Source organism: Aeromonas sp. 130281, from assembly GCF_056642115.1.
Genome location: NZ_JBWVQS010000001.1, coordinates 479,268 through 498,653, shown reverse-complemented (window position 1 = coordinate 498,653; position 19,386 = coordinate 479,268). Strand labels below are relative to the sequence as shown.

The following is a 19,386-nucleotide window of genomic DNA, read 5'->3' as shown; positions in this document are numbered from 1 at the left end:
GGCGCGGAGCCGCCCATCGAGGGCGACACAAACATGGGGTCTAAACCAAAAAGCGAAGGCCAACACCTGTTGGCCTTCGGCAAGGGGGTTATTGGCGGCGGTTCGTCGGGCGTGCACAAACCGCTGCCGTTCACGCTTACTGTTTGGCTTCGGTCTTGCCGTCGAAGCTGGCGCTCCACTGGGTCAGGATGGCGTTGCGCTCGCGGGCAGCCCAGCCAAAGTCGTTGTCGATCATCTGGCCCTTGATATCCGCCGGATAGCCCGCTCTTGGTTGGGCGACCCCAGGGATGGCGACCACAGCGAACGACTTGTTGTAGAGGGCGTTGGCCTGCTCGGTGGCGGCAAAGTCGAGCAGCTGTTTGGCGGCCTCCAGCTTGGGGGTGCCCTTGATGATGGCGGCGGCCTCCATGTCCCAGCCCGAGCCTTCGCTCGGGAACACCACCTCTATGGGGGCCCCCTTGGCCTTGAGGCTGGTGGCCGGGAAGTCGAAGGAGATGCCGATCACCGTCTCGCCGCTGGCGGCCAGCTTGCAGGGAGCCGAGCCCGAGTGGGTGTAGCGGTCGATGTTCTGGTGCAGGCCGTTCATGAATTGCCAGCCCTGCTGCTCGCCCATGGTCTGCAGCCAGCCGGCGACGCTCAGGTAACCGGTGCCGGAGGAGCTGGGGTTGGGCATGATCACCTTGCCCTTGTAGACGGGCTTGGTGAGATCCGCCCAGCTGGTGGGGGCCGGTATCCCCTGTTTCTCCGCCTCTACCTTGTTGAAGCAGATGGCGCTGAAGAAGGCGTCCAGCCCAATCCAGTGCGGCTCGGCCTTGCCGTCACGAAAACGGCTGTCGAGTTTCTCCAGCCCCTTGGGGGCGTAACCGGTCAGCATCTGCTGCTGATCGAGCTGCATCAGGCTGGTGGCGGCCAGTCCCCATACCACATCCGCCTTGGGCTGAGCCTTTTCAGCCAGCAAGCGGGCAGTGACCACCCCGGTGGAGTCACGCACCCACTTGATGCTGATATCCGGGTGCTGGCGCTCGAACGCGGTTTTCAGCTCGCCGAGCTGCTCCGGCTCGAAGGCGGTGTAGACGGTGAGATCGGTCGCGGCCAGTGCCGGGGCTGTCATGGCGGCCAGCACGGCGGCGGCCAGCAAAGGGGTTCCCTGTTTCATCCTCTTCTCCATATGAATTGACTTGGTATAAACCAGATTGGTCGAGAGAGAGGCTAGGGGATCTTTATGACGTTCAGGTGACGGTCCCGTGACGTTTTGCCGCACGGGATTGTCCGCTCTTGACTTGTCTGTTCCTAATCCTGGGTATCCACCTCGATCTCCAGGCTGTCGTGGCGCCAGTACTCCAGATCGAAGTCGAGCACCCGGCCGTGCTGATCGAAGTTGAGCCGCTCGAGGCGCAGGGCGGGCAGACCGGCGGTGGCCCCCAGCGCCTTGGCCACCTCGTCCGGCAGGGCGGTGGGGAAGAAGCGCACCTGCATGCGGGCGTAGTGGAGATCGTAATGGGCCTGATAGATCTCGGTCAGGCTGCCGGCAAGATCCAGCTCCAGCAGGCCGGGCACCCGTTCGGGCAGGCAGTGATTCTCGCAGTAGCAGATGGCGCGCCCGTTGGCATAGCGCAGCCGTTTGAGCAGAAACAGGCTGTCGAACGGCTTGAGCTGCAGCCGCGCCATCAACGCGGGCGGCACCGCCTGGCGGCTTTTTTCCAAGAGTTCGGTGCGCGGCTCACCCCCTTGCTCCCGCACTATCTGGTGAAAGTTGGAGGTGCGCCTGGGATTCAGGCTAAAGCGGGGCGGAGTGACGAACCAGCCGCGGCGATCCTCCCGATAGATGAGGCCGCTCGCCTCCAGCTGCACCAGCGCCTCGCGGATGGTGACTCTGGTGGTGCCGTAGAGCTCCCCCAGCAGCCGCTCGGAGGGGAGCTTGTCGTTGGAGGCCAGGCCCCCCGCCAGGATCTGGTTGGCGAGGGCATCCTTGATCTGCAGGTATTGGGGTTTGCTCATGAAAATCCCTGGTTGTGCAATGAGTTGGGCAATGGGTTGGTTATCTGCTCGGTCGTTAAACGGCGGCGTCAAAAAATGTTGGTAGAGACCAGTGTTGCCCCTGTTGTTCAGGCTTCCTAGATTATCGCGATCCCGGCGCTGAAAATGAATTTTTTGTTGCACGTGGCCCCACCCCTTTGACCTTGACGGGGCAGTTACCCACAATGCGTTCATTCTGGTATATACCAAAAGGAGCGAAGTCATGACCCATATTCCTGCGGCCCCCGCCGCCGTCGATTACCTGCTGCTGACCCCGGGCCCCCTCTCGACCACAGCTACTGTGCGGGCCGCCATGCTGCAAGACAGCTGCACCTGGGATGCGGACTACAACCTGAGCGTGGTGGAGCCCATCCGCCGCGAGCTGGTGCGCCTCGGCACCGGCCCGGAATATGAAAGCGACTACAGCGCCGTGCTGCTGCAGGGGAGCGGCAGCTATGTGGTGGAGAGCGTGCTGGGCTCCGCCATCGGTGCCGATGAGTGCCTGCTGATCATCAACAACGGCGCCTACGGGGCCCGCATGGGGGAGATGGCCCGCTGCCTCGGCCTGCGCCACCATGAGCTCGACTGCGGCGAGACAACCCGCCCGGAGCCTGCCGCCATCGACGCCATGCTGGCGCGCCACCCCGAGATCACCCATCTGGCCATGGTGCACTGCGAGACCACCACCGGCATGCTCAACCCCCTTGAGGAGGTGGCTGAGCTCTGCCAGCGCCGCGGCATTCGTCTTATCGTCGATGCCATGAGCAGCTTTGGCGGCATCCCCATCGACATGGGGCGCCTTGGCATCGAGTTTCTCATCAGCTCCGCCAACAAGTGCATTCAGGGGGTGCCGGGTTTTGGCTTCGTCATCGCTCGCCGCGCCGCGCTGGCGGCCAGCGCCGGTCGCGCCCGCTCGGTCTCCCTCGACCTGCACGCCCAGTGGCAGACCATGGAGCTGCAGGGGGGCAAGTGGCGTTTCACCTCGCCTACCCATACCGTGCTGGCCTTTGCCCAGGCCCTGCGCGAGCTTGAAGAAGAGGGGGGGATCGTCGCCCGCCATCAGCGCTACGGCGAGAATCAGCGCACCCTGGTGGCTGGGATGGCCGAGCTCGGTTTTGCGCCGTTGCTGCCAGAAAAATGGCAATCTCCCATCATCACCGCCTTCTACTCCCCGGCCCACCCGGACTACCGCTTCGTCGACTTCTATCAGCGGCTCAAGGGGCAGGGCTTTGTCATCTATCCGGGCAAGGTCTCCCAGGCCGACTGCTTCCGCATTGGCAATATCGGCGACGTGACCCCAGAGCGGGTGCGTGAACTGCTCGCCGCCATGGCCAGCGCCTGCTACTGGCAGGGGGAAGCACCATGACCAGCATGCCGGTTCAGGGTCCTGATCTGCGTGACGATAAGCTGCACGGCAGCGGCCGCGCCGACAGCGAAGGGGATATCAACCTCGGCGAGAGTCGGGCGCGCTGGTGGTCGGGCCAAAGCGAAGATGTACAGGCCGGATTGGCGGAGGATAGCCGCTACTTCCTCCATCAGGCGCTCTCCACCCCCTGTCTGGATCTGATTGAGGGGGCGCAGGGGAGCTGGCTGACCAGCGTATCGGGCGCGCGTTACCTCGATTTTCACGGCAACAGCGTCCATCAGCTGGGCCACGGCCACCCCAAGGTGGTGGCTGCGGTGCAGCAGCAGCTCGCCGATCTGCCGTTCGCACCTCGCCGCTACACCCATCGGGTCGCCATCGATTGTGCCCGCACCCTGGCCGAACTGGCTCCCGGCGATCTCAACCGGGTGCTGTTCGCCCCGGGCGGCAGCGAGGTGGTGGGCATTGCCTTGAAACTCGCCCGCTTCATCACCGGCAACAGCAAGGTGGTGTCCCTGTGGGATGCCTTTCACGGCGCCTCCCTCGATGCCATTTCGGTGGGCGGCGAAGCCTGCTTTCGCGCCGGCATGGGCCCGCTGATGGCCGGGGTGGAGCGCATTCCACCCCCCACCCGTTATCGCGGCGTCTGGTATCGCGGGGAGGGGGACGACCTGCACTACGCCGATTATCTGGAGTACGTCATCGAGAAGGAGGGGGGGATCGGGGCCTTTATCGCCGAGCCCATCCGCAACACCGATGTGCAGGTGCCCTCGAAGGCCTACTGGCAGCGGGTGCGGGAGATCTGTGATCGCCACAAGGTGTTGCTGATCGTCGACGAGATCCCCAATGCCCTGGGTCGCACCGGCCACTGGTTCAGCTTCGAAGAGTTCGGCATCGAGCCCGACATCATCTGCCTGGGCAAGGGGTTGGGGGGCGGTGTGGTGCCCTTTGCCGCGCTCATCACTCGCGATCGTTTCAATCAGGCCGCAGCCATCTCTTTGGGCCATTACACCCACGAGAAGAGCCCCATCGGCTGCGCGGCGGCCCTCGCCACCATAGCTACCATCCGTGAAGAGGGGCTGCTGGCCAAGGCGCAGGAGGATGGCCGCTTTATGGCGCGCGAGCTCGGCAAGTTGGCTGAGCGTCACCCGCTGATCGGGCAGGTGCGGGGTATCGGTCTTTTGTGGGCGCTCGATCTGGTGGTCGATCACCAGAGTCGCACCCGCAATAGCCAGGCCGCCGAGCGGCTGCTCTACCGCTGTCTGGAACTCGGGCTCAGCTTCAAGGTCTCCCAGGGCAACGTCATCCAGCTCTCGCCGCCGCTCAATATCGCCCGCGCCGATCTGGTGCGCGCCATCAACATTCTCGATCGCGCCCTTGGCGAGATCGCACTCTCACCGGAACAGGAAGATCACCATGACTGACTTGCAGATTGCCATCCACCCGGCCACCGATGTAGAGGCGCTGATCCTCGACTGGGCCGGTACCGTCGTCGATTTCGGCTCCTTCGCCCCCACCTCCATCTTCGTCGAGGCCTTCGCCCGCGCCTATGACTTCCCGGTGAGCCTGGATGAGGCACGCCAGCCCATGGGGCTGGGCAAGTGGGATCATATCGCCGCGCTGGGCCGTCTGCCCTCGGTGGATGCGCGCTGGCAGGCCCGCTTCGGCCACCCCATGAGCCATGCCGAGGTGGACCACCTCTATCACACCTTTATGCCGCTGCAGATTGCCGCGGTGACCCGCTTCGCCGCCCCCATCCCCGGTGTGCTGCCGGTGCTGGACGCTCTGCGGGGGCTGGGGCTGCGCATCGGCTCCTGCTCCGGTTATCCCCGTCCGGTGATGGAGGCGCTGGTGCCGGCGGCGGCCGATCACGGCTATCGCCCGGATCACTGGGTCGCCACCGACGATCTCAAGGCTGGCGGTCGCCCCGGCCCCTGGATGGCGCTGGCCAACGTGATTGAGCTGGGCGTGAGCGCGGTGCATCGCTGCATCAAGGTGGATGATGCCGTGCCCGGCATCAGCGAAGGGCTGAACGCCGGCATGTGGACGGTGGGGCTGTCGGTTTCCGGCAACGAATTTGGCGCCACCTGGGAGGCGTTTGCCGCCATGAGCGAAACCGAGATCGCCGCCCGGCGCGCACCGGCCGAGGCCAAACTGCGGGAGGCGGGAGCCCACTATGTCATCGACACCCTGGCCGACATCGCCCCTGTGATTGCCGATATCAACCGCCGTCTGGCGGCTGGGGAGCGCCCCTGAGCAGAGGAGGGAAGGGGAGGCGCTATCCGCCTTTGCCCTGAAACGCAGACATAAAAAAACCGGCGCCTGGGCGCCGGTTTTTGTTCACCGAGACTCTATTACAGAGAGGCGGTGAAGGTACGGGTGATGACGTCTTGCTGTTGCTCCTTGGTCAAGGAGTTGAAGCGAACGGCATAACCGGATACGCGGATGGTCAACTGCGGATATTTCTCCGGGTTTTCCATGGCGTCCAGCAGCATTTCACGGTTCATCACGTTGACGTTCAGGTGCTGACCGCCTTCCAGGTTGGACTCGTGGTGGAAGTAACCATCCATCAGGCCGGCCAGGTTGGCTTTCTGGGCTTCCATGTCTTTGCCCAAGGCGTTCGGTACGATGGAGAAGGTATAGGAGATACCATCTTTGGCGTAGGCGAACGGCAGCTTGGCGACGGAAGTCAGGGATGCAACCGCACCCTTCTGATCACGACCGTGCATCGGGTTGGCACCCGGGCCGAACGGCGCACCGGCGCGACGGCCATCCGGGGTGTTACCTGTCTTCTTGCCGTACACCACGTTGGAGGTGATGGTCAGCACGGACTGGGTAGCCACGGCACCACGGTAGGTGTTGAGCTTCTGAATTTTCTTCATGAAGCGCTCGACCAGGTCGCAGGCGATGTCATCGACGCGGGCGTCGTTGTTACCGAACTGCGGGTACTCGCCTTCGATCTCGAAGTCGATGGAGACGCCATCTTCGTCACGAACCGGCTTGACCTTGGCGTACTTGATGGCAGACAGGGAGTCGGCCGCCACGGACAGACCGGCGATGCCGCACGCCATGGTGCGATAGACGTCACGGTCGTGCAGCGCCATCAGGGAGGCTTCGTAGCTGTACTTGTCGTGCATGTAGTGGATGATGTTCAGGGCGGCGACGTACTGCTTGGCCAGCCAGTCCATGAAGTGATCCAGCCTGTCCATCACGTCGTTGTAGTCGAGGTACTCGGACTTGACCATTTCGGTTTTCGGGCCGACCTGGATCTTGAGCTTCTCGTCCATACCGCCGTTGATTGCATACAGCATGGTCTTGGCCAGGTTGGCACGGGCGCCGAAGAACTGCATCTGTTTGCCGATGATCATCGGGGACACGCAGCAAGCGATGGCGTAGTCATCGTTGTTGAAGTCCGGACGCATCAGGTCGTCGTTCTCGTACTGAACGGAAGAGGTCTCGATGGATACCTTGGCACAGTACTTCTTGAAACCGACCGGCAGCTTCTCGGACCACAGGATGGTCAGGTTCGGCTCAGGGGACGGGCCCATGGTGTACAGGGTGTTCAGCATACGGAAGCTGTTCTTGGTGACCAGGGTACGGCCATCAACGCCCATACCAGCCAGGGTCTCGGTAGCCCACATGGGGTCGCCGGAGAACAGTGAATCGTATTCCGGGGTACGCAGGAAGCGAACCATGCGCAGCTTCATGACCATGTGGTCCATCAGCTCCTGGGCTTCTTGCTCGGTCAGCAGGCCTTTCTTCAGGTCACGCTCGATGTAGACGTCCAGGAAGCTGGAGGTACGACCGAAGGACATGGCGGCACCGTTCTGGGACTTGACCGCCGCCAGGTAGGCGAAGTAGGTCCACTGCACGGCTTCTTTGGCGGTCTTGGCCGGTACTGAGATGTCGCAGCCATATTTGGCGGCCATCACCTTCATCTGGGCCAGGGCACGGTGCTGCTCGGAGATCTCTTCGCGCAGACGGATGGTGGCTTCCAGGTTGACACCGTTTTCCAGGTCGGCCTGCAGGGACTTGAACTGGGCCAGTTTGTCGGCCATCAGGAAGTCGATACCGTACAGGGCAACACGGCGGTAGTCACCGATGATGCGGCCACGGCCGTAGGCATCCGGCAGACCGGTGATGACGCCGGATTTACGGCAGTTCAGGATGTCCTTGGTGTAAACGTCGAACACGCCCTGGTTGTGGGTCTTGCGGTACTCGGTGAAGATCTTCTCGACCATGGGGTCAAGTTGACGACCGTAGACTTCGCAAGAGGTCTTGACCATCTTGATACCGCCGTTGGCGATGATGGCGCGCTTGAGCGGCTTGTCGGTCTGCAGACCGACGATTTGCTCCAGGCTCTGGTCGATATAGCCGGCATCGTGAGCGGTAATGGTGGAGGGCAGGTCGGTATCAAAATCGACCGGCGCGTGAGTGCGGTTCTCGATCTTGATCCCTTCCATGACCTTGTCCCACAGCTTGGTGGTGGCTTCGGTCGCGCCAGCCAGGAAGGACTCGTCACCTTCATACGGGGTGTAGTTCTTCTGGATGAAGTCACGGGTGTTGACAGAGGTCTGCCATTCACCGGCCGCGAAGCCTTCCCATGCTTTTTGGAACTGTTCGTTAAGTTCTGCCATTTTCATTACCTCTCAAGGTATTTATGTGTCTGCCGCCATCCTTAATGATGGCGACGGAAGATAAACCAGTAAGTCAGACCAACCATGACGCCGCCACCAATGATATTACCAAGGGTGACCGGAATGAGGTTGTTTAGGACGAAGTTGGATACGGTCAGATCGGCGAACGATGCCGGGTCCTGGCCGATGGCCTGCCAGAATTCCGGGCCTGCTACCGCATGGATGGCGATGCCGACCGGGATCATAAACATGTTTGCGATGCTGTGCTCAAAGCCGGAGGCCACGAACATGGCGACGGGGAGCAGCATCACCATCACCTTGTCGGTGGCGCTGCGGGCACCGAAGGCCATCCACACGGCGAGACACACCATGAGGTTGCAGAGGATGCCTAGCGCCAGGGCCTCGAAGAAGGTGTGATGGATCTTGTGCTGGGCCACTTTCATGGCATTCAGTCCCCACTGACCATCCGCCGCCGTGTATTCGGCCGACATGATGATGAGCGCGACTATGATGAGCCCGCCGATGAGGTTGCCGAAGTAGACCAGACCCCAGTTCTTGAACAGCTGAGCCCAGCTGATGCGGTTGGCGGCCTTGGCCACCAGGGTCAGGGTGGTGGAGGTGAACAGCTCGGCACCGAGCAGTACGCACAGAATGAGACCGAGGGAGAAACAGAGACCGCCGACCAGCTTGGACATGCCCCAGGCCATGCCGCTCGATCCCGTGGTGACCGTGATGTAGAAGACGAATGCGATGGCGATGAAAGCACCTGCCGTGATGGCCAGAGGAATGACCTTGTGGGCGGGCTTGGTTGCCTTGGCATAGGTAATGTCTTCTGCCAGCGCGGCTATGGCTTCGGGCTTCAGACAATCAAAGGGAGATTCTGCTTTCAATTCTCAGTACCTGCATATTTTGCCTGTGGAAATCATAACAAAGGGGCTGATCCCCAAAATTGACTCCGATCAAGAATTACAGATTGTGAATGTAATTTTACTACAGGTTTTTTCTTCATCCGGAAGCTTGACTTTACACCAGGTTTCAGGTGAAACAGAACTTGGTCTGTTTTTAATGTCATGATTTTTAATGATTTATATCTTTCTCATCAAAAAAAGCACCGGCAATGCACCTTTACGGCTCCCCAACATGACAAAGGTTAAATTGACAACCCCCTAAGAGGTATTTTTTGTTATTTATTTCATCTTTGAGTAAGGGCCCGCCAAAGCGTAGCCCATAAAACAGAAGGGGCCATCAGGCCCCTTGGTTACACTAGCATATCAGTTCCACGTATGGATTCGTTTGGCTTTTTGCAGTTTCTCGTAGGCCGCGAGCAATTTCTGATGCAGCGGGAACTGGGAGAGGGACAGGTCGGCCGCCTCCAGCCCGTGGAAACGCGCCTCGCCGCTGGCGTGGGCCCAGGCCTGCGCCAGGGTCTCTTCCCCGAACATGCGGGTGAACACCGGGCGGTACTGCTCGGGGTCACGATCCTCGTCCAGGAACAGCTCGACGCAGGCGCGCAGGGCGCGGTAGTAGCGGGCGCGATCCGCCGGGAACACCGACTGGTTGAACTCCATGGTCCAGTCGATGAGATCCAGTGCGCTCTCCAGCTCGCCCGCGGCCAGCGCCAGCATGGCTTTGAGCTCACCGACCCGCAAGGTGTGCAGGGCTGTGCCCTTGGCGGCGGCGATGCCGAGCAGCTCGCGCACCCGGGTGCGCTCGTCGTGACCCTCTTCATCCAGCTGATCAAAGAGCGCCATGTACTGCTCCGCGTCCCACTCCAGGGACGGCAGCGCCAGTATGGTCTCCCGCAGGTGGGCACCCATGGTGTTGTTGGCCAGCAGCAGATCTTCCACCGGATAGATGTCGGACATGCCCGGCACCAGGATGCGGCAGGCGTAGACGCCCAGGTGCTCGTAGTCGGCGATGTAGACCGGCTGCTCCAGCTCGTGGAAGATGCCGATCAGGTGGTCGAACTCCTGCTGGGAGGTGCCGCGGAAGTCCCAGTCGGCAAACTCGAAGTCGGACTCCTGCTTGAACAGATCCCAGCTGATGAGGCCGGAGGAGTCGATGAAGTGGGTCTCCAGGTTGTGGTGATCCGCCACCTGCTCGTTGTCGAATGACGGCGGCACGAAGACGTCCAGATCCTTCAGGCCACGGCCCTGCAGCAATTCGGTGACGGTGCGCTCGAAGGCGACCTCGAAGCGCGGGTGGGCGCCGAAGGAGGCGAAGCAGGTGCCGTTGCTCGGGTTGAGCAGCACCACGCAGATGACCGGATAACGGCCGCCGAGGGAGGCATCGAAGCTGTAGATGGGGAAGCCTTCGGCCTCCAGTGCATCGATGGAGGCCTTGATGCCGGGATAGCGGGCGATCACCTCGCTCGGGATCTCGGGCAGGCTGATGGCCTCGGCGATGATCTTGTTCTTCACGTGTCGCTCGAACACCTCGGACAAGCCCTGTGTGCGGGCCTCGGTCTTGGTGTTGCCGGCGCTCATGCCGTTGGAGACATAGAGGTTGCCGATGATGTTCATCGGGATATAGACGGTCTGATGATCGGACTGACGCTCGAACGGCAGGGCGACGATACCGCGCTCCTCGTTGCCGGATTGCAGATCCACCAGCATGTCGGCCGTCACTTCGCCATCCGGGTTGTAGAACTTGCGGGTGAAGCTGTCGAGCAGGCCGGCAGGCAGTTGGTCACCCTGGATGGGGAACCACTTCTCGTTCGGGTAGTGGACGAAGTCACCATTTGCCACCTGCTCGCCCAGATAGAAGTCGGCGAAGAAGTAGTTGGTGGAGAGACGCTCGAAATACTCCCCCAGGGCCGAAGCCAGGGCCGCCTTCTTGCTGGCTCCCTTGCCGTTGGTGAAGCAGAGGGCGCACTCTTTGTCCCGGATGTGCACGGACCAGACATTGGGCACGGGGTTGAGCCAGGAGGCCTCTTCGATATCAAACCCCAGGGCCTGCAACTTGGTCTGGAACCGCTCGATGGAGTCTTCCAGCGCCGCGTCCTTGCCGGGAATAAAAGTGTGGTCGGTCATCACAATATCCTGATTTTTAATGGCTCATGTTCGGTCGCAGATAATAGCATGAGTGGCGGGAAAAGCGGCCAGGACAATCCCATTCCAGGTGCGGCTCAGGGGGCTGTCGGCGGCCTGGATAGTCTGGGTTATTAGCTCTCCTGAACAACATTAAGAAAAAGTAGATTTTTTTATGTCATGCCGTCACCCATCATAGTGCCGACTTGTTTCTTGGTGGTGACAAGCATCACGGGCGTGCCCTCTGAGCATGGGTCATCTGGCCTCGTCTGCCGTTATCGCCTTCACCACGGATCATTTATTGGGAGTTGCTATGCCATTCATGACACCACAAATTGATGCCAGGGTGACCAGGCTGGCCCCGGGGTTCCGGGCCCTGAGCATCCAGGTCGACGGGGCCACCATGGTCGATCGCAACGTCGGCGCACAAGCGCTGGCGCGGGCCTGCCAATCCGTCGCGACGGGCGGTGCACCCTGGGCACAGGAGCATCTGTCCGCCTGGGGGGAGGTGTTCAAGCGCTTCGGTGCCAAGCCCCAGCGGACCCCCTGCTCGGCACAGGCGTTGCTCAAGCGGGTGCAACGCGAGGGTAGCCTGCCCTGCATCGATCCCGTCGTCGATCTCTACAACGCCATCAGCATCGAATACGCCATCCCCGTCGGTGGGGAGGATCTCACTGCTTATGAAGGATCGCCCCGGCTGATCATTGCCGATGGCACCGAGCTGTTTGACACCATGAAGGAGGGGGCTCCTGCCCACGAGACCCCCGAACCTGGCGAGGTGGTCTGGTGTGATGACAGAGGCGTGACCTGTCGCCGCTGGAATTGGCGTCAGGGGACCAGAACCCGGCTCAGCGCCGAGTCCGGGCAGATGTGGTTCATCCTGGAAAGCTTGCCTGAAATGCCGCTGGCGGCGCTGCAGGAGGCCGGTGATCGGCTGATCGAGGGGTTAAGGCAGATGATGCCGGGCGCCCGGATAGAGAGCGTGCTGATAGGAAACCCCGGCGGGGCATGAGGAGAACATAATGGCCACCCTGGGTGGCCATTTTTTATACGCGCTGCCGGGGCGTCGTGGAACTACGCCTCCATCTCGTTATCAGCCGATCAACTTGAGCCCCAGGATACCGCCGATGATCAGCAGCAGGCAAAGTACACGGGCCAGGGTGGCCGGCTCGTTGAACAGCCAGATCCCCATCAACACGGTGCCGACCGCGCCTATGCCGGTCCAGACCGCGTAGGCGGTGCCAAGGGGCAGTTGCTTGACCGCCATGGCGAGCAACAACACGCTCACCCCCATGGCGATCAGGGTCAGCAGGGTGGGGAGGGGACGGCTGAAACCGTCGGTGTACTTGAGGCCGATGGCCCAGGCGACCTCGAACAGGCCGGCCAGTAGCAGCAGTAACCAGGGCATATGAGTATTCCAGGCGGGGCAGGGTCGTCCCTGCGAGTCGTGAAGGCCTTGGGGTCGTCCCCAGGGGGCAGTGGTTGCCAGTCGGACATCATGATGCCTGACCGATGGGGAGTCCGCCAAGCGCGGTAGCCCGGAACCCATGGTTATTGCGGCAAGCGACACAGAATATTGCGCAATTCGACTTGCGCCCGTCGCCACAATCCGTAATGTGGACAGACGCATTAATTACACATCATGCCTGTGGCCAATTTGTGAACGGACCCGCGTCCGGCAAGGGATCACGGCGTATGAGACTTCATTTTTACAGCAGCTATCCAGGGTAGGACATTATGAAAAAAGTTGGTTTGGTCGGTTGGCGTGGCATGGTGGGTTCGGTACTGATGAGCCGGATGCAGGAAGAGAAGGATTTTGCCCGCATTCAACCCACCTTCTTCACCACCTCCCAGGCCGGTGAGGCCGCCCCCAATTTCGGCGTCGATGCCGGCACCCTGCAGGACGCCTTCGATATCGAGGCGCTGGCCGCGCAGGAGATCATCATCACGGCTCAGGGTGGCGACTACACCAAGGATGTCTATCCCCGTCTGCTGGCCGCCGGCTGGCAGGGTTACTGGATTGATGCCGCCTCCTCCCTGCGCATGGAGAAGGATGCCGTCATCATCCTGGATCCGGTCAACGGCGACGTGATCGATGAGGCGCTGGACAGGGGGATCAAGACCTTCGTCGGCGGCAACTGCACCGTCAGCCTGATGCTGCTGGCCCTGGGGGGCCTGTTCAAGGCCGATCTGGTGGAGTGGGTGAGCGTGGCCACCTATCAGGCCGCATCCGGCGGTGGCGCGCGCCACATGCGCGAGCTGGTCACCCAGATGGGGCTGCTGCGCGACGAAGTGGCGGTGGAGCTGGCGGATCCCGCCTCCGCCATCCTCGACATCGAGCGCAAGATCACCGAGAAGACCCGCTCCGGCACCCTGCCGGTGGACAACTTCGGCGTGCCATTGGCCGGTGGCCTGATCCCCTGGATAGACACCAAGCTCGACAACGGCCAGAGCCGAGAAGAGTGGAAGGGCCAGGCCGAGACCAACAAGATACTGGGGATCGAAGATGCCGCCATTCCGGTGGATGGTCTGTGCGTGCGCATCGGCGCCCTGCGCTGCCACAGCCAGGCCTTCACCATCAAGCTGAAGAAGGATGTGCCGCTCCCCGAGGTCGAGGCCCTGCTGGCCGCCCACAACGACTGGGTCAAGGTGATCCCCAACGATCGCGACATCACGGCCCGCGAGCTGACCCCGGCCGCCGTCACCGGCACCCTCAGCATCCCGGTAGGCCGTCTGCGCAAGCTCAACATGGGCCCGGAATACCTGGCGGCCTTCACCGTGGGTGACCAGCTGCTGTGGGGCGCCGCCGAGCCGCTGCGCCGTATGCTCAACATCCTGCTGGCGCGCTGACAGGGATAGCTCGCAAGAGCACACAATAAGGAAGGCCTGGCCTTTCTTATTGTGCCGACACATCGAGTGACATAAAAAAACGGCATCCTTGCGGGATGCCGTTTTTCAATTTATCCAGTTTGACTCTTACATGTTCTGTGCTTCGTTTGGCACGATGACAGAGGCGTGATTTCCTTTCGGCCCCTGCTGCAGTTCAAAGTTGACTGCCTGACCCGCTTTGAGGGTCTTGTAACCTTCCATTTGAATCGTGGAGTAGTGAGCGAAGATGTCTTCACCACCGCCTTCCGGACAGATAAACCCAAATCCTTTTGCGTTGTTGAACCACTTGACTGTTCCGGTTGCCATACATCTACATCCTTTTATTGATTACCCTGAAGTCGTTGAGTAACCTGCGCCAGCCTTATATAACTAGAGCATCACCCCGTAGCAGACGGGCGCCGATTAGCAAGTAACCAATCTAGTCCAACTTTTAAGCGAGTCAAGAAGTTGTTAACAACCGATGTGATCTGGTTAACAAGTCTATTGACAATCTTGAGCGAGACGGTAGTAATCTAGAGGTACCAAAGCGCAACTATGAGCAAGCAGAAAGAACTCTTTGCTAATGAAGAGATTGCAGAAGCAGAGAAAACGAAGCTGCAACCGCCACCCATGTACAAGGTCGTCTTGAACAACGATGACTACACACCGATGGAGTTCGTGGTGGAGGTGCTACAGAGGTTCTTTGGTATGGATCTGGAGAAGGCCACTCAGGTCATGCTGAGCGTGCATTATAGTGGTAAGGGAGTCTGCGGCACTTTTACCGCCGAGATTGCCGAGACCAAAGTGGTCCAGGTCAACACCTATTCACGTAACAACGAACATCCACTGCTATGTACCATGGAAAAGGCTTGAATCTGATGACTTGATGGCGATAACGACACCGCATTGTTGCTGTACTGAGGGGAGGTGCCTATGTTGAACAAAGATCTAGAAAAGACGCTGAACGAGGCTTTCAAACTGGCCCGTGACGAGCGCCACGAATTCATGACCGTCGAGCACCTGTTGTTAGCCCTGCTGGATAACAGCTCAGCCCATGAGGCGCTGAGTTCGTGTGGTGCGGATGTGGAGCAGATGCGCAAGGAAATTCGCGCATTCATCAATCAAACGACCCCGCTCATCCCCCGCGATGACGAAGACAGAGAAACCCAACCGACCCTTGGCTTCCAGCGCGTGTTGCAACGTGCCGTGTTCCATGTCCAGTCGTCGGGCAATACCGAGGTGAGCGGTGCCAATGTGCTGGTCGCCATCTTCAGCGAGCAGGAGTCCCAGGCGGCTTACTTCCTGAAAAAAGCCGAAATCAGCCGGCTGGACGTGGTGAACTTCCTCTCCCACGGGGTGCGCAAAGACAGCAAGCCCGAGAGTGGCGGCAACAATGCCGAGTCCGATGATGAGGTCTCCTCTGCCCAGATCGAGAGCTTTGCCACCAACCTCAACCAGCTGGTGCTGGAGGGGCGCATCGACCCGCTGATCGGTCGCGATCAGGAGCTGAGTCGCACCATTCAAGTGCTCTGCCGTCGCCGCAAGAACAATCCCTTGCTGGTGGGGGAGGCCGGGGTGGGCAAGACTGCCATCGCCGAGGGGCTCGCCTATCGCATCGTCAAGGGTGATGTGCCCGAGGTGATAGCAAACAGCACCATCTATTCTCTGGACATGGGCTCCCTGCTGGCAGGCACCAAGTACCGCGGCGACTTCGAGAAGCGCCTCAAGGTACTGCTCAAGCAGATCGAGCGCCAGGAAGGGGCCATCCTCTTCATCGACGAGATCCACACCATCATAGGGGCGGGCGCAGCCTCCGGCGGTCAGCTGGATGCGGCCAACCTCATCAAGCCGCTGCTCTCCAATGGCCTGCTGCGCTGCGTGGGATCAACCACTTATCAGGAATATTCCCAGATCTTCGAGAAAGATCGGGCATTGGCGCGCCGCTTCCAGAAGATCGACATCGTCGAGCCGAGCATAGATGACACCACTCGCATCCTGATGGGGCTCAAGAGCCGTTATGAGGCGCACCATGGCGTGCGTTACACCGTCAAGGCCATCCGCGCCGCAGTGGAGCTCTCCGCCAAGTACATCAATGATCGACACCTGCCGGACAAGGCCATCGACGTGATCGACGAGGCGGGGGCGGGGCAACGTCTGTTGCCGGTCAGCAAGCGTAAAAAAGTGATCAATGTGCCGGAGATCGAGGCCATAGTCGCGAAGATTGCCCGGATCCCGGAGAAATCAGTCTCCTCTTCCGACAAGGAGGTGCTGAAGAACCTGGAGCGCAACCTCAAGATGGTGGTGTTCGGCCAGGACAAGGCCATCACCGTATTGACCGATGCCATCCGGCTGTCACGTTCCGGCCTTGGCAACGAGCGTCGCCCTGTGGGCTGCTTCCTGTTTGCCGGCCCGACCGGGGTGGGCAAGACCGAAGTCACCCAGCAACTCGGCAAGGCGCTCGGGGTCGAGGTACTGCGCTTTGACATGTCCGAATACATGGAGCGCCATACCGTCTCCCGCCTGATCGGGGCACCTCCCGGCTATGTGGGCTTCGAGCAGGGCGGCTTGCTGACCGACTCGGTGCTCAAGCATCCCCATTCGGTGGTGCTGCTGGACGAGATCGAGAAGGCGCATCCGGATGTCTTCAACCTGCTGCTGCAAGTGATGGACAACGGCACCCTGACGGACAACAACGGACGCAAGGCCGATTTTCGCAACGTGATCCTGGTGATGACCACCAACGCGGGCGTGCAGGAGACCCAGCGCAAGTCCATTGGCTTCCAGCAGCAGGACATGAGCCACGACGCCATGGCGGTGATCAACAAGACCTTCAGCCCGGAGTTCCGCAACCGGCTCGATCACACCATCTGGTTCAACCATCTGGACATGACGGTGATCCATCAGGTGGTCGACAAGTTCATCGTCGAGCTGCAGGTACAGCTTGATGCCAAAGGGGTGTCACTGGAGGTCTCCGAAGAGGCGCGCCACTGGTTGGCCGAGAAGGGTTATGATCGGGCAATGGGTGCAAGACCCATGGGGCGGGTCATTCAGGAGCACCTCAAGAAGCCGTTGGCCAATGAGATCCTGTTTGGCTCACTGGTCGATGGCGGAGTGGTGAGAGTGGAGCTGGTGAATAACAGCCTCAGCTTTGACTTCCAGGTCAATGTTGAAGCTGTCTCTCACTAAATGTGATTGAGGCCAGAAACGACAAAAAACCCCAACCGCGAGGCTGGGGTTTTTTGCTGAATTCCTGGCTTAGCGAGAGCGGAAAACAATACGTCCCTTGGAGAGATCGTACGGAGTCAGAGCCACCGTTACTTTGTCCCCAGTCAGGATACGGATGTAGTTTTTGCGCATCTTGCCGGAAATATGAGCGATAACCACGTGACCATTTTCCAGTTCCACACGGAACATGGTATTGGGCAAGGTTTCGAGAATGGTACCCTGCATCTCAATACTGTCTTCTTTAGCCATTGAATCCTCTTGATAAGCCACAACAAAAAACCGCTGGATCATGCCGGATTTAAGGCTATGTGTAAAGTTTACTCGGGCTTGGTGTCGATATTTTTCCATTCTCCCTGCACCAGCAGCTCGTGGGGCAGGTACTGGCGCTTGTAATTCATCTTGCGACAGGCCTCCACCAGATAGCCCAGATACAGCCAGCTGCGACCCGTGCGCCTGGCCAGTTCCAACTGGCTCAGAATGGCAAAGGTGCCCAGAGATCGGTCGGCATAATCCGGATCGAAGAAGGTATACATGGCGCTCATGGAGTGGGGGAGCAGGTCCGTGGTGGCCACGCCGATGAGGCGTCCCTCCTTGCGTATCTCCATGTAGAGCGGTGGCATCCAGTCGCAGTGCAGGAATCCCTTGTACTGGGTCCGGCTCGGCGGGTACATGCTGCCATCGTGATGGCGCTCGCGGATGTAGCGCTCATAGAGCTGGTAATACTCGGGTTTGTCGTCGTAACTCAGTACCAGCTCGAGATCCCGGTTCAGCTGACGAACGCGTTTCTGGCTACGGTTCGGCACGAAACGCTCGCTGTGGATGCGCAGTGACTGGCAGGCGCTGCAGGCCGGGCAATGGGGGCGATAGATGTCGTTGCCACTGCGCCTGAATCCCGCCGTCAGCAGTCGCTCGTAACCGGCCGCATTGAGCAGATCATGATCCATCAGTACCAGCAACTGCTCCTGCTCATGGCCAAGGTAGCTGCACGGGTGTCTGGGGGTCAGGCCTACCTTGAGGATCACTTCTTCTGTCATAGACTGATTCTCCTCTGCTGCCAGCAACCGTCCTGCAGTGGTTGCCTGATCAGGCTCGCCAATGTGGTCAGAAACCGGCTTCTTGGCCACTCCTGGACCCCCAAGGTGGCCAGGAAGTCGTTCTGCATCTGGCAGTCGATGAGGGCCCCCCCATGGCGTGAAAAGTGACGACAGAGCGCCACCATGGCCAGTTTGGCGCCGTTATCGATGCGGCTGAACATGGATTCACCGCAGAAGAGGCGGCCAAGGGAGAGGCCATAGAGCCCCGCCTGCAACTTACCATCCTGCCAGATCTCGATGGAGTGGGCATGGCCCAGGCGGTGCAACTGCCGATAGGCGTCGATCATGGGGGCGCTTATCCAGGTGCCGCTGGCGCTGCGACGGGGGGCGGCGCAGGCCGCTATCACCTCATCGAAGGCGCTATCGATGGTAATGTCGAAGGGGGTGCGGCGCAGACACTTCTGCAGGCTGCGCCCTATGTGCAGCTCATCGGGCACTATCACCCCCCTGGGATCCGGCGACCACCACAGCAGCGGCTGGTGTGGCTCATTCCACGGAAAGATCCCGCTGTGATAAGCTGCCAGCAATCGAGCAGGGGAGAGATCTCCCCCGATCGCCAGCAGGCCGTTGGGCTCTTCCAGCGCATGGCTGGGGGAGGGAAACCAGCACAGCTCATCATCCAGTTCGGTGAGATAGCGAGACATAAGACAGAGGTTCACAGATGAAGGCCATTATCCTGATAGTATCCAGCTTGCTCGGCTTTGTCACGGCGCCCGCCTGGGCTGCACCCTATGAGCGCAACACGGCGCGCCCCGTGGATCAGGTGGTGTTTGGCCAGGTGGATACGGTGCGCAACATCACCCAGCGCCAGGTGGTGGAGTCCGAGCATACCGGCTGGAAAACCCTGGGTGGCGCCGTGCTGGGGGGGCTGCTTGGCAACCAGTTTGGCGGCGGTCATGGGCGGGAGATCGCCACCGCCGTGGGGGCATTGGCGGGAGCGGCCGCGGTGCAGCACTATCAGTCCGGCGGCAGCGTGGTGGAGAACAAGCTGGTGGAACTCTTGATCCGCAATGAGCAGGACGGGCTCATCAACGTGATCCAGGATTACGATCCGGCCATGGTGTTTGCGAGCGGAGACAAGGTGCGCATCCTCTATTTCAGCGATGGGGTGCGGGTCGACAAGACCTATTGAGGAAACCCGTGGGCGGCAGAGA

General features: G+C 60.5%; 18 protein-coding genes. 8 read left to right on the top strand and 10 right to left on the bottom strand.

The window, feature by feature from the left end; translation table 11 throughout:
* Positions 1 to 136: 136 nt before the first annotated feature.
* Positions 137 to 1,156, bottom strand: coding sequence for a putative 2-aminoethylphosphonate ABC transporter substrate-binding protein (locus AC1IN8_RS02225; RefSeq protein WP_139435424.1), 1,020 nt, complete (start codon positions 1,154 to 1,156; stop codon positions 137 to 139).
* 134 nt (positions 1,157 to 1,290) lie between these two features.
* Positions 1,291 to 1,998, bottom strand: coding sequence for a phosphonate utilization transcriptional regulator PhnR (gene phnR / locus AC1IN8_RS02220; RefSeq protein WP_247626331.1), 708 nt, complete (start codon positions 1,996 to 1,998; stop codon positions 1,291 to 1,293).
* 241 nt (positions 1,999 to 2,239) lie between these two features.
* Here phnR and phnW point away from each other — a divergent pair, with 241 nt between their 5' ends.
* Genes phnW through phnX form a run of 3 tightly spaced genes read left to right on the top strand, consistent with a single transcriptional unit; the run spans position 2,240 to position 5,635 of the window.
* Positions 2,240 to 3,382 (top strand): 2-aminoethylphosphonate--pyruvate transaminase, encoded by a 1,143-nt coding sequence (gene phnW, locus AC1IN8_RS02215; RefSeq protein WP_479757901.1) that lies wholly within the window; start codon positions 2,240 to 2,242, stop codon positions 3,380 to 3,382.
* Positions 3,379 to 4,803, top strand: a complete 1,425-nt coding sequence (locus tag AC1IN8_RS02210) for an aspartate aminotransferase family protein (protein WP_479757900.1) — start codon at positions 3,379 to 3,381, stop codon at positions 4,801 to 4,803. Before phnW ends, AC1IN8_RS02210 begins: the two co-directional genes overlap by 4 nt.
* Positions 4,796 to 5,635 (top strand): phosphonoacetaldehyde hydrolase, encoded by an 840-nt coding sequence (phnX, locus tag AC1IN8_RS02205; RefSeq protein WP_479757899.1) that lies wholly within the window; start codon positions 4,796 to 4,798, stop codon positions 5,633 to 5,635. The genes AC1IN8_RS02210 and phnX overlap by 8 nt, the downstream gene beginning before the upstream one ends.
* A 98-nt stretch (positions 5,636 to 5,733) precedes the next feature.
* Here phnX and pflB read toward each other — a convergent pair whose 3' ends face one another.
* From pflB to ycaO, 3 genes are all read right to left on the bottom strand, one after another.
* Positions 5,734 to 8,016 carry a formate C-acetyltransferase gene (gene pflB / locus AC1IN8_RS02200; RefSeq protein ID WP_139435434.1) on the bottom strand — a complete coding sequence of 761 codons (2,283 nt, stop codon included), beginning with the start codon at positions 8,014 to 8,016 and terminating at the stop codon, positions 5,734 to 5,736.
* Positions 8,017 to 8,057: 41 nt separating this feature from the next.
* On the bottom strand, positions 8,058 to 8,906 hold the full coding sequence (gene focA, locus AC1IN8_RS02195) for a formate transporter FocA (protein ID WP_139435436.1): 849 nt from the start codon (positions 8,904 to 8,906) through the stop codon (positions 8,058 to 8,060).
* A gap of 381 nt (positions 8,907 to 9,287) precedes the next feature.
* A complete protein-coding gene (ycaO, locus tag AC1IN8_RS02190) occupies positions 9,288 to 11,048 on the bottom strand; it encodes a 30S ribosomal protein S12 methylthiotransferase accessory factor YcaO (protein WP_139435438.1) in 1,761 nt (586 codons plus the stop codon).
* A 310-nt stretch (positions 11,049 to 11,358) separates the two neighbouring features.
* Between ycaO and AC1IN8_RS02185 the strand changes: the two genes are divergently transcribed.
* Complete coding sequence (locus AC1IN8_RS02185) at positions 11,359 to 12,057, top strand: B3/B4 domain-containing protein (protein WP_479757897.1); 699 nt, start codon at positions 11,359 to 11,361, stop codon at positions 12,055 to 12,057.
* Positions 12,058 to 12,138: 81 nt separating this feature from the next.
* Here the strand turns inward: AC1IN8_RS02185 and sugE are convergent, their stop codons facing one another.
* On the bottom strand, positions 12,139 to 12,453 hold the full coding sequence (gene sugE / locus AC1IN8_RS02180) for a quaternary ammonium compound efflux SMR transporter SugE (protein WP_139435442.1): 315 nt from the start codon (positions 12,451 to 12,453) through the stop codon (positions 12,139 to 12,141).
* 329 nt (positions 12,454 to 12,782) lie between these two features.
* Between sugE and asd the strand changes: the two genes are divergently transcribed.
* Positions 12,783 to 13,895 (top strand): aspartate-semialdehyde dehydrogenase, encoded by a 1,113-nt coding sequence (gene asd, locus AC1IN8_RS02175; RefSeq protein WP_479757896.1) that lies wholly within the window; start codon positions 12,783 to 12,785, stop codon positions 13,893 to 13,895.
* A gap of 126 nt (positions 13,896 to 14,021) precedes the next feature.
* Here the strand turns inward: asd and cspD are convergent, their stop codons facing one another.
* Positions 14,022 to 14,240: a cold shock-like protein CspD gene (gene cspD, locus AC1IN8_RS02170; protein ID WP_005300025.1), complete on the bottom strand. Its 219-nt coding sequence runs from the start codon at positions 14,238 to 14,240 to the stop codon at positions 14,022 to 14,024.
* Positions 14,241 to 14,468: 228 nt separating this feature from the next.
* Here cspD and clpS point away from each other — a divergent pair, with 228 nt between their 5' ends.
* Complete coding sequence (gene clpS, locus AC1IN8_RS02165; RefSeq protein WP_005325410.1) at positions 14,469 to 14,786, top strand: ATP-dependent Clp protease adapter ClpS; 318 nt, start codon at positions 14,469 to 14,471, stop codon at positions 14,784 to 14,786.
* Positions 14,787 to 14,846: 60 nt separating this feature from the next.
* Complete coding sequence (gene clpA / locus AC1IN8_RS02160) at positions 14,847 to 17,099, top strand: ATP-dependent Clp protease ATP-binding subunit ClpA (protein ID WP_106886978.1); 2,253 nt, start codon at positions 14,847 to 14,849, stop codon at positions 17,097 to 17,099.
* 69 nt (positions 17,100 to 17,168) lie between these two features.
* On the opposite strand, the gene infA is transcribed toward clpA, so the two are convergent.
* The 3 genes from infA to aat all read right to left on the bottom strand — a co-directional run bounded on the left by infA (position 17,169) and on the right by aat (position 18,876).
* Positions 17,169 to 17,387, bottom strand: a complete 219-nt coding sequence (gene infA, locus AC1IN8_RS02155) for a translation initiation factor IF-1 (protein ID WP_005300033.1) — start codon at positions 17,385 to 17,387, stop codon at positions 17,169 to 17,171.
* Between the two features lie 68 nt (positions 17,388 to 17,455).
* The gene (locus AC1IN8_RS02150; protein ID WP_479757895.1) at positions 17,456 to 18,172 is read right to left on the bottom strand and encodes an arginyltransferase; all 717 of its coding nucleotides are present in this window, start codon (positions 18,170 to 18,172) and stop codon (positions 17,456 to 17,458) included.
* Entirely contained in the window at positions 18,169 to 18,876 is a 708-nt protein-coding gene (gene aat / locus AC1IN8_RS02145) for a leucyl/phenylalanyl-tRNA--protein transferase (RefSeq protein WP_319916923.1), read from the bottom strand. Before aat ends, AC1IN8_RS02150 begins: the two co-directional genes overlap by 4 nt.
* Before the next feature lie 17 nt (positions 18,877 to 18,893).
* On the opposite strand from aat, the gene AC1IN8_RS02140 reads away from it, so the two are divergent.
* Positions 18,894 to 19,364 carry an outer membrane lipoprotein gene (locus tag AC1IN8_RS02140; RefSeq protein WP_139435451.1) on the top strand — a complete coding sequence of 157 codons (471 nt, stop codon included), beginning with the start codon at positions 18,894 to 18,896 and terminating at the stop codon, positions 19,362 to 19,364.
* The last annotated feature ends 22 nt before the right edge of the window (positions 19,365 to 19,386 follow it).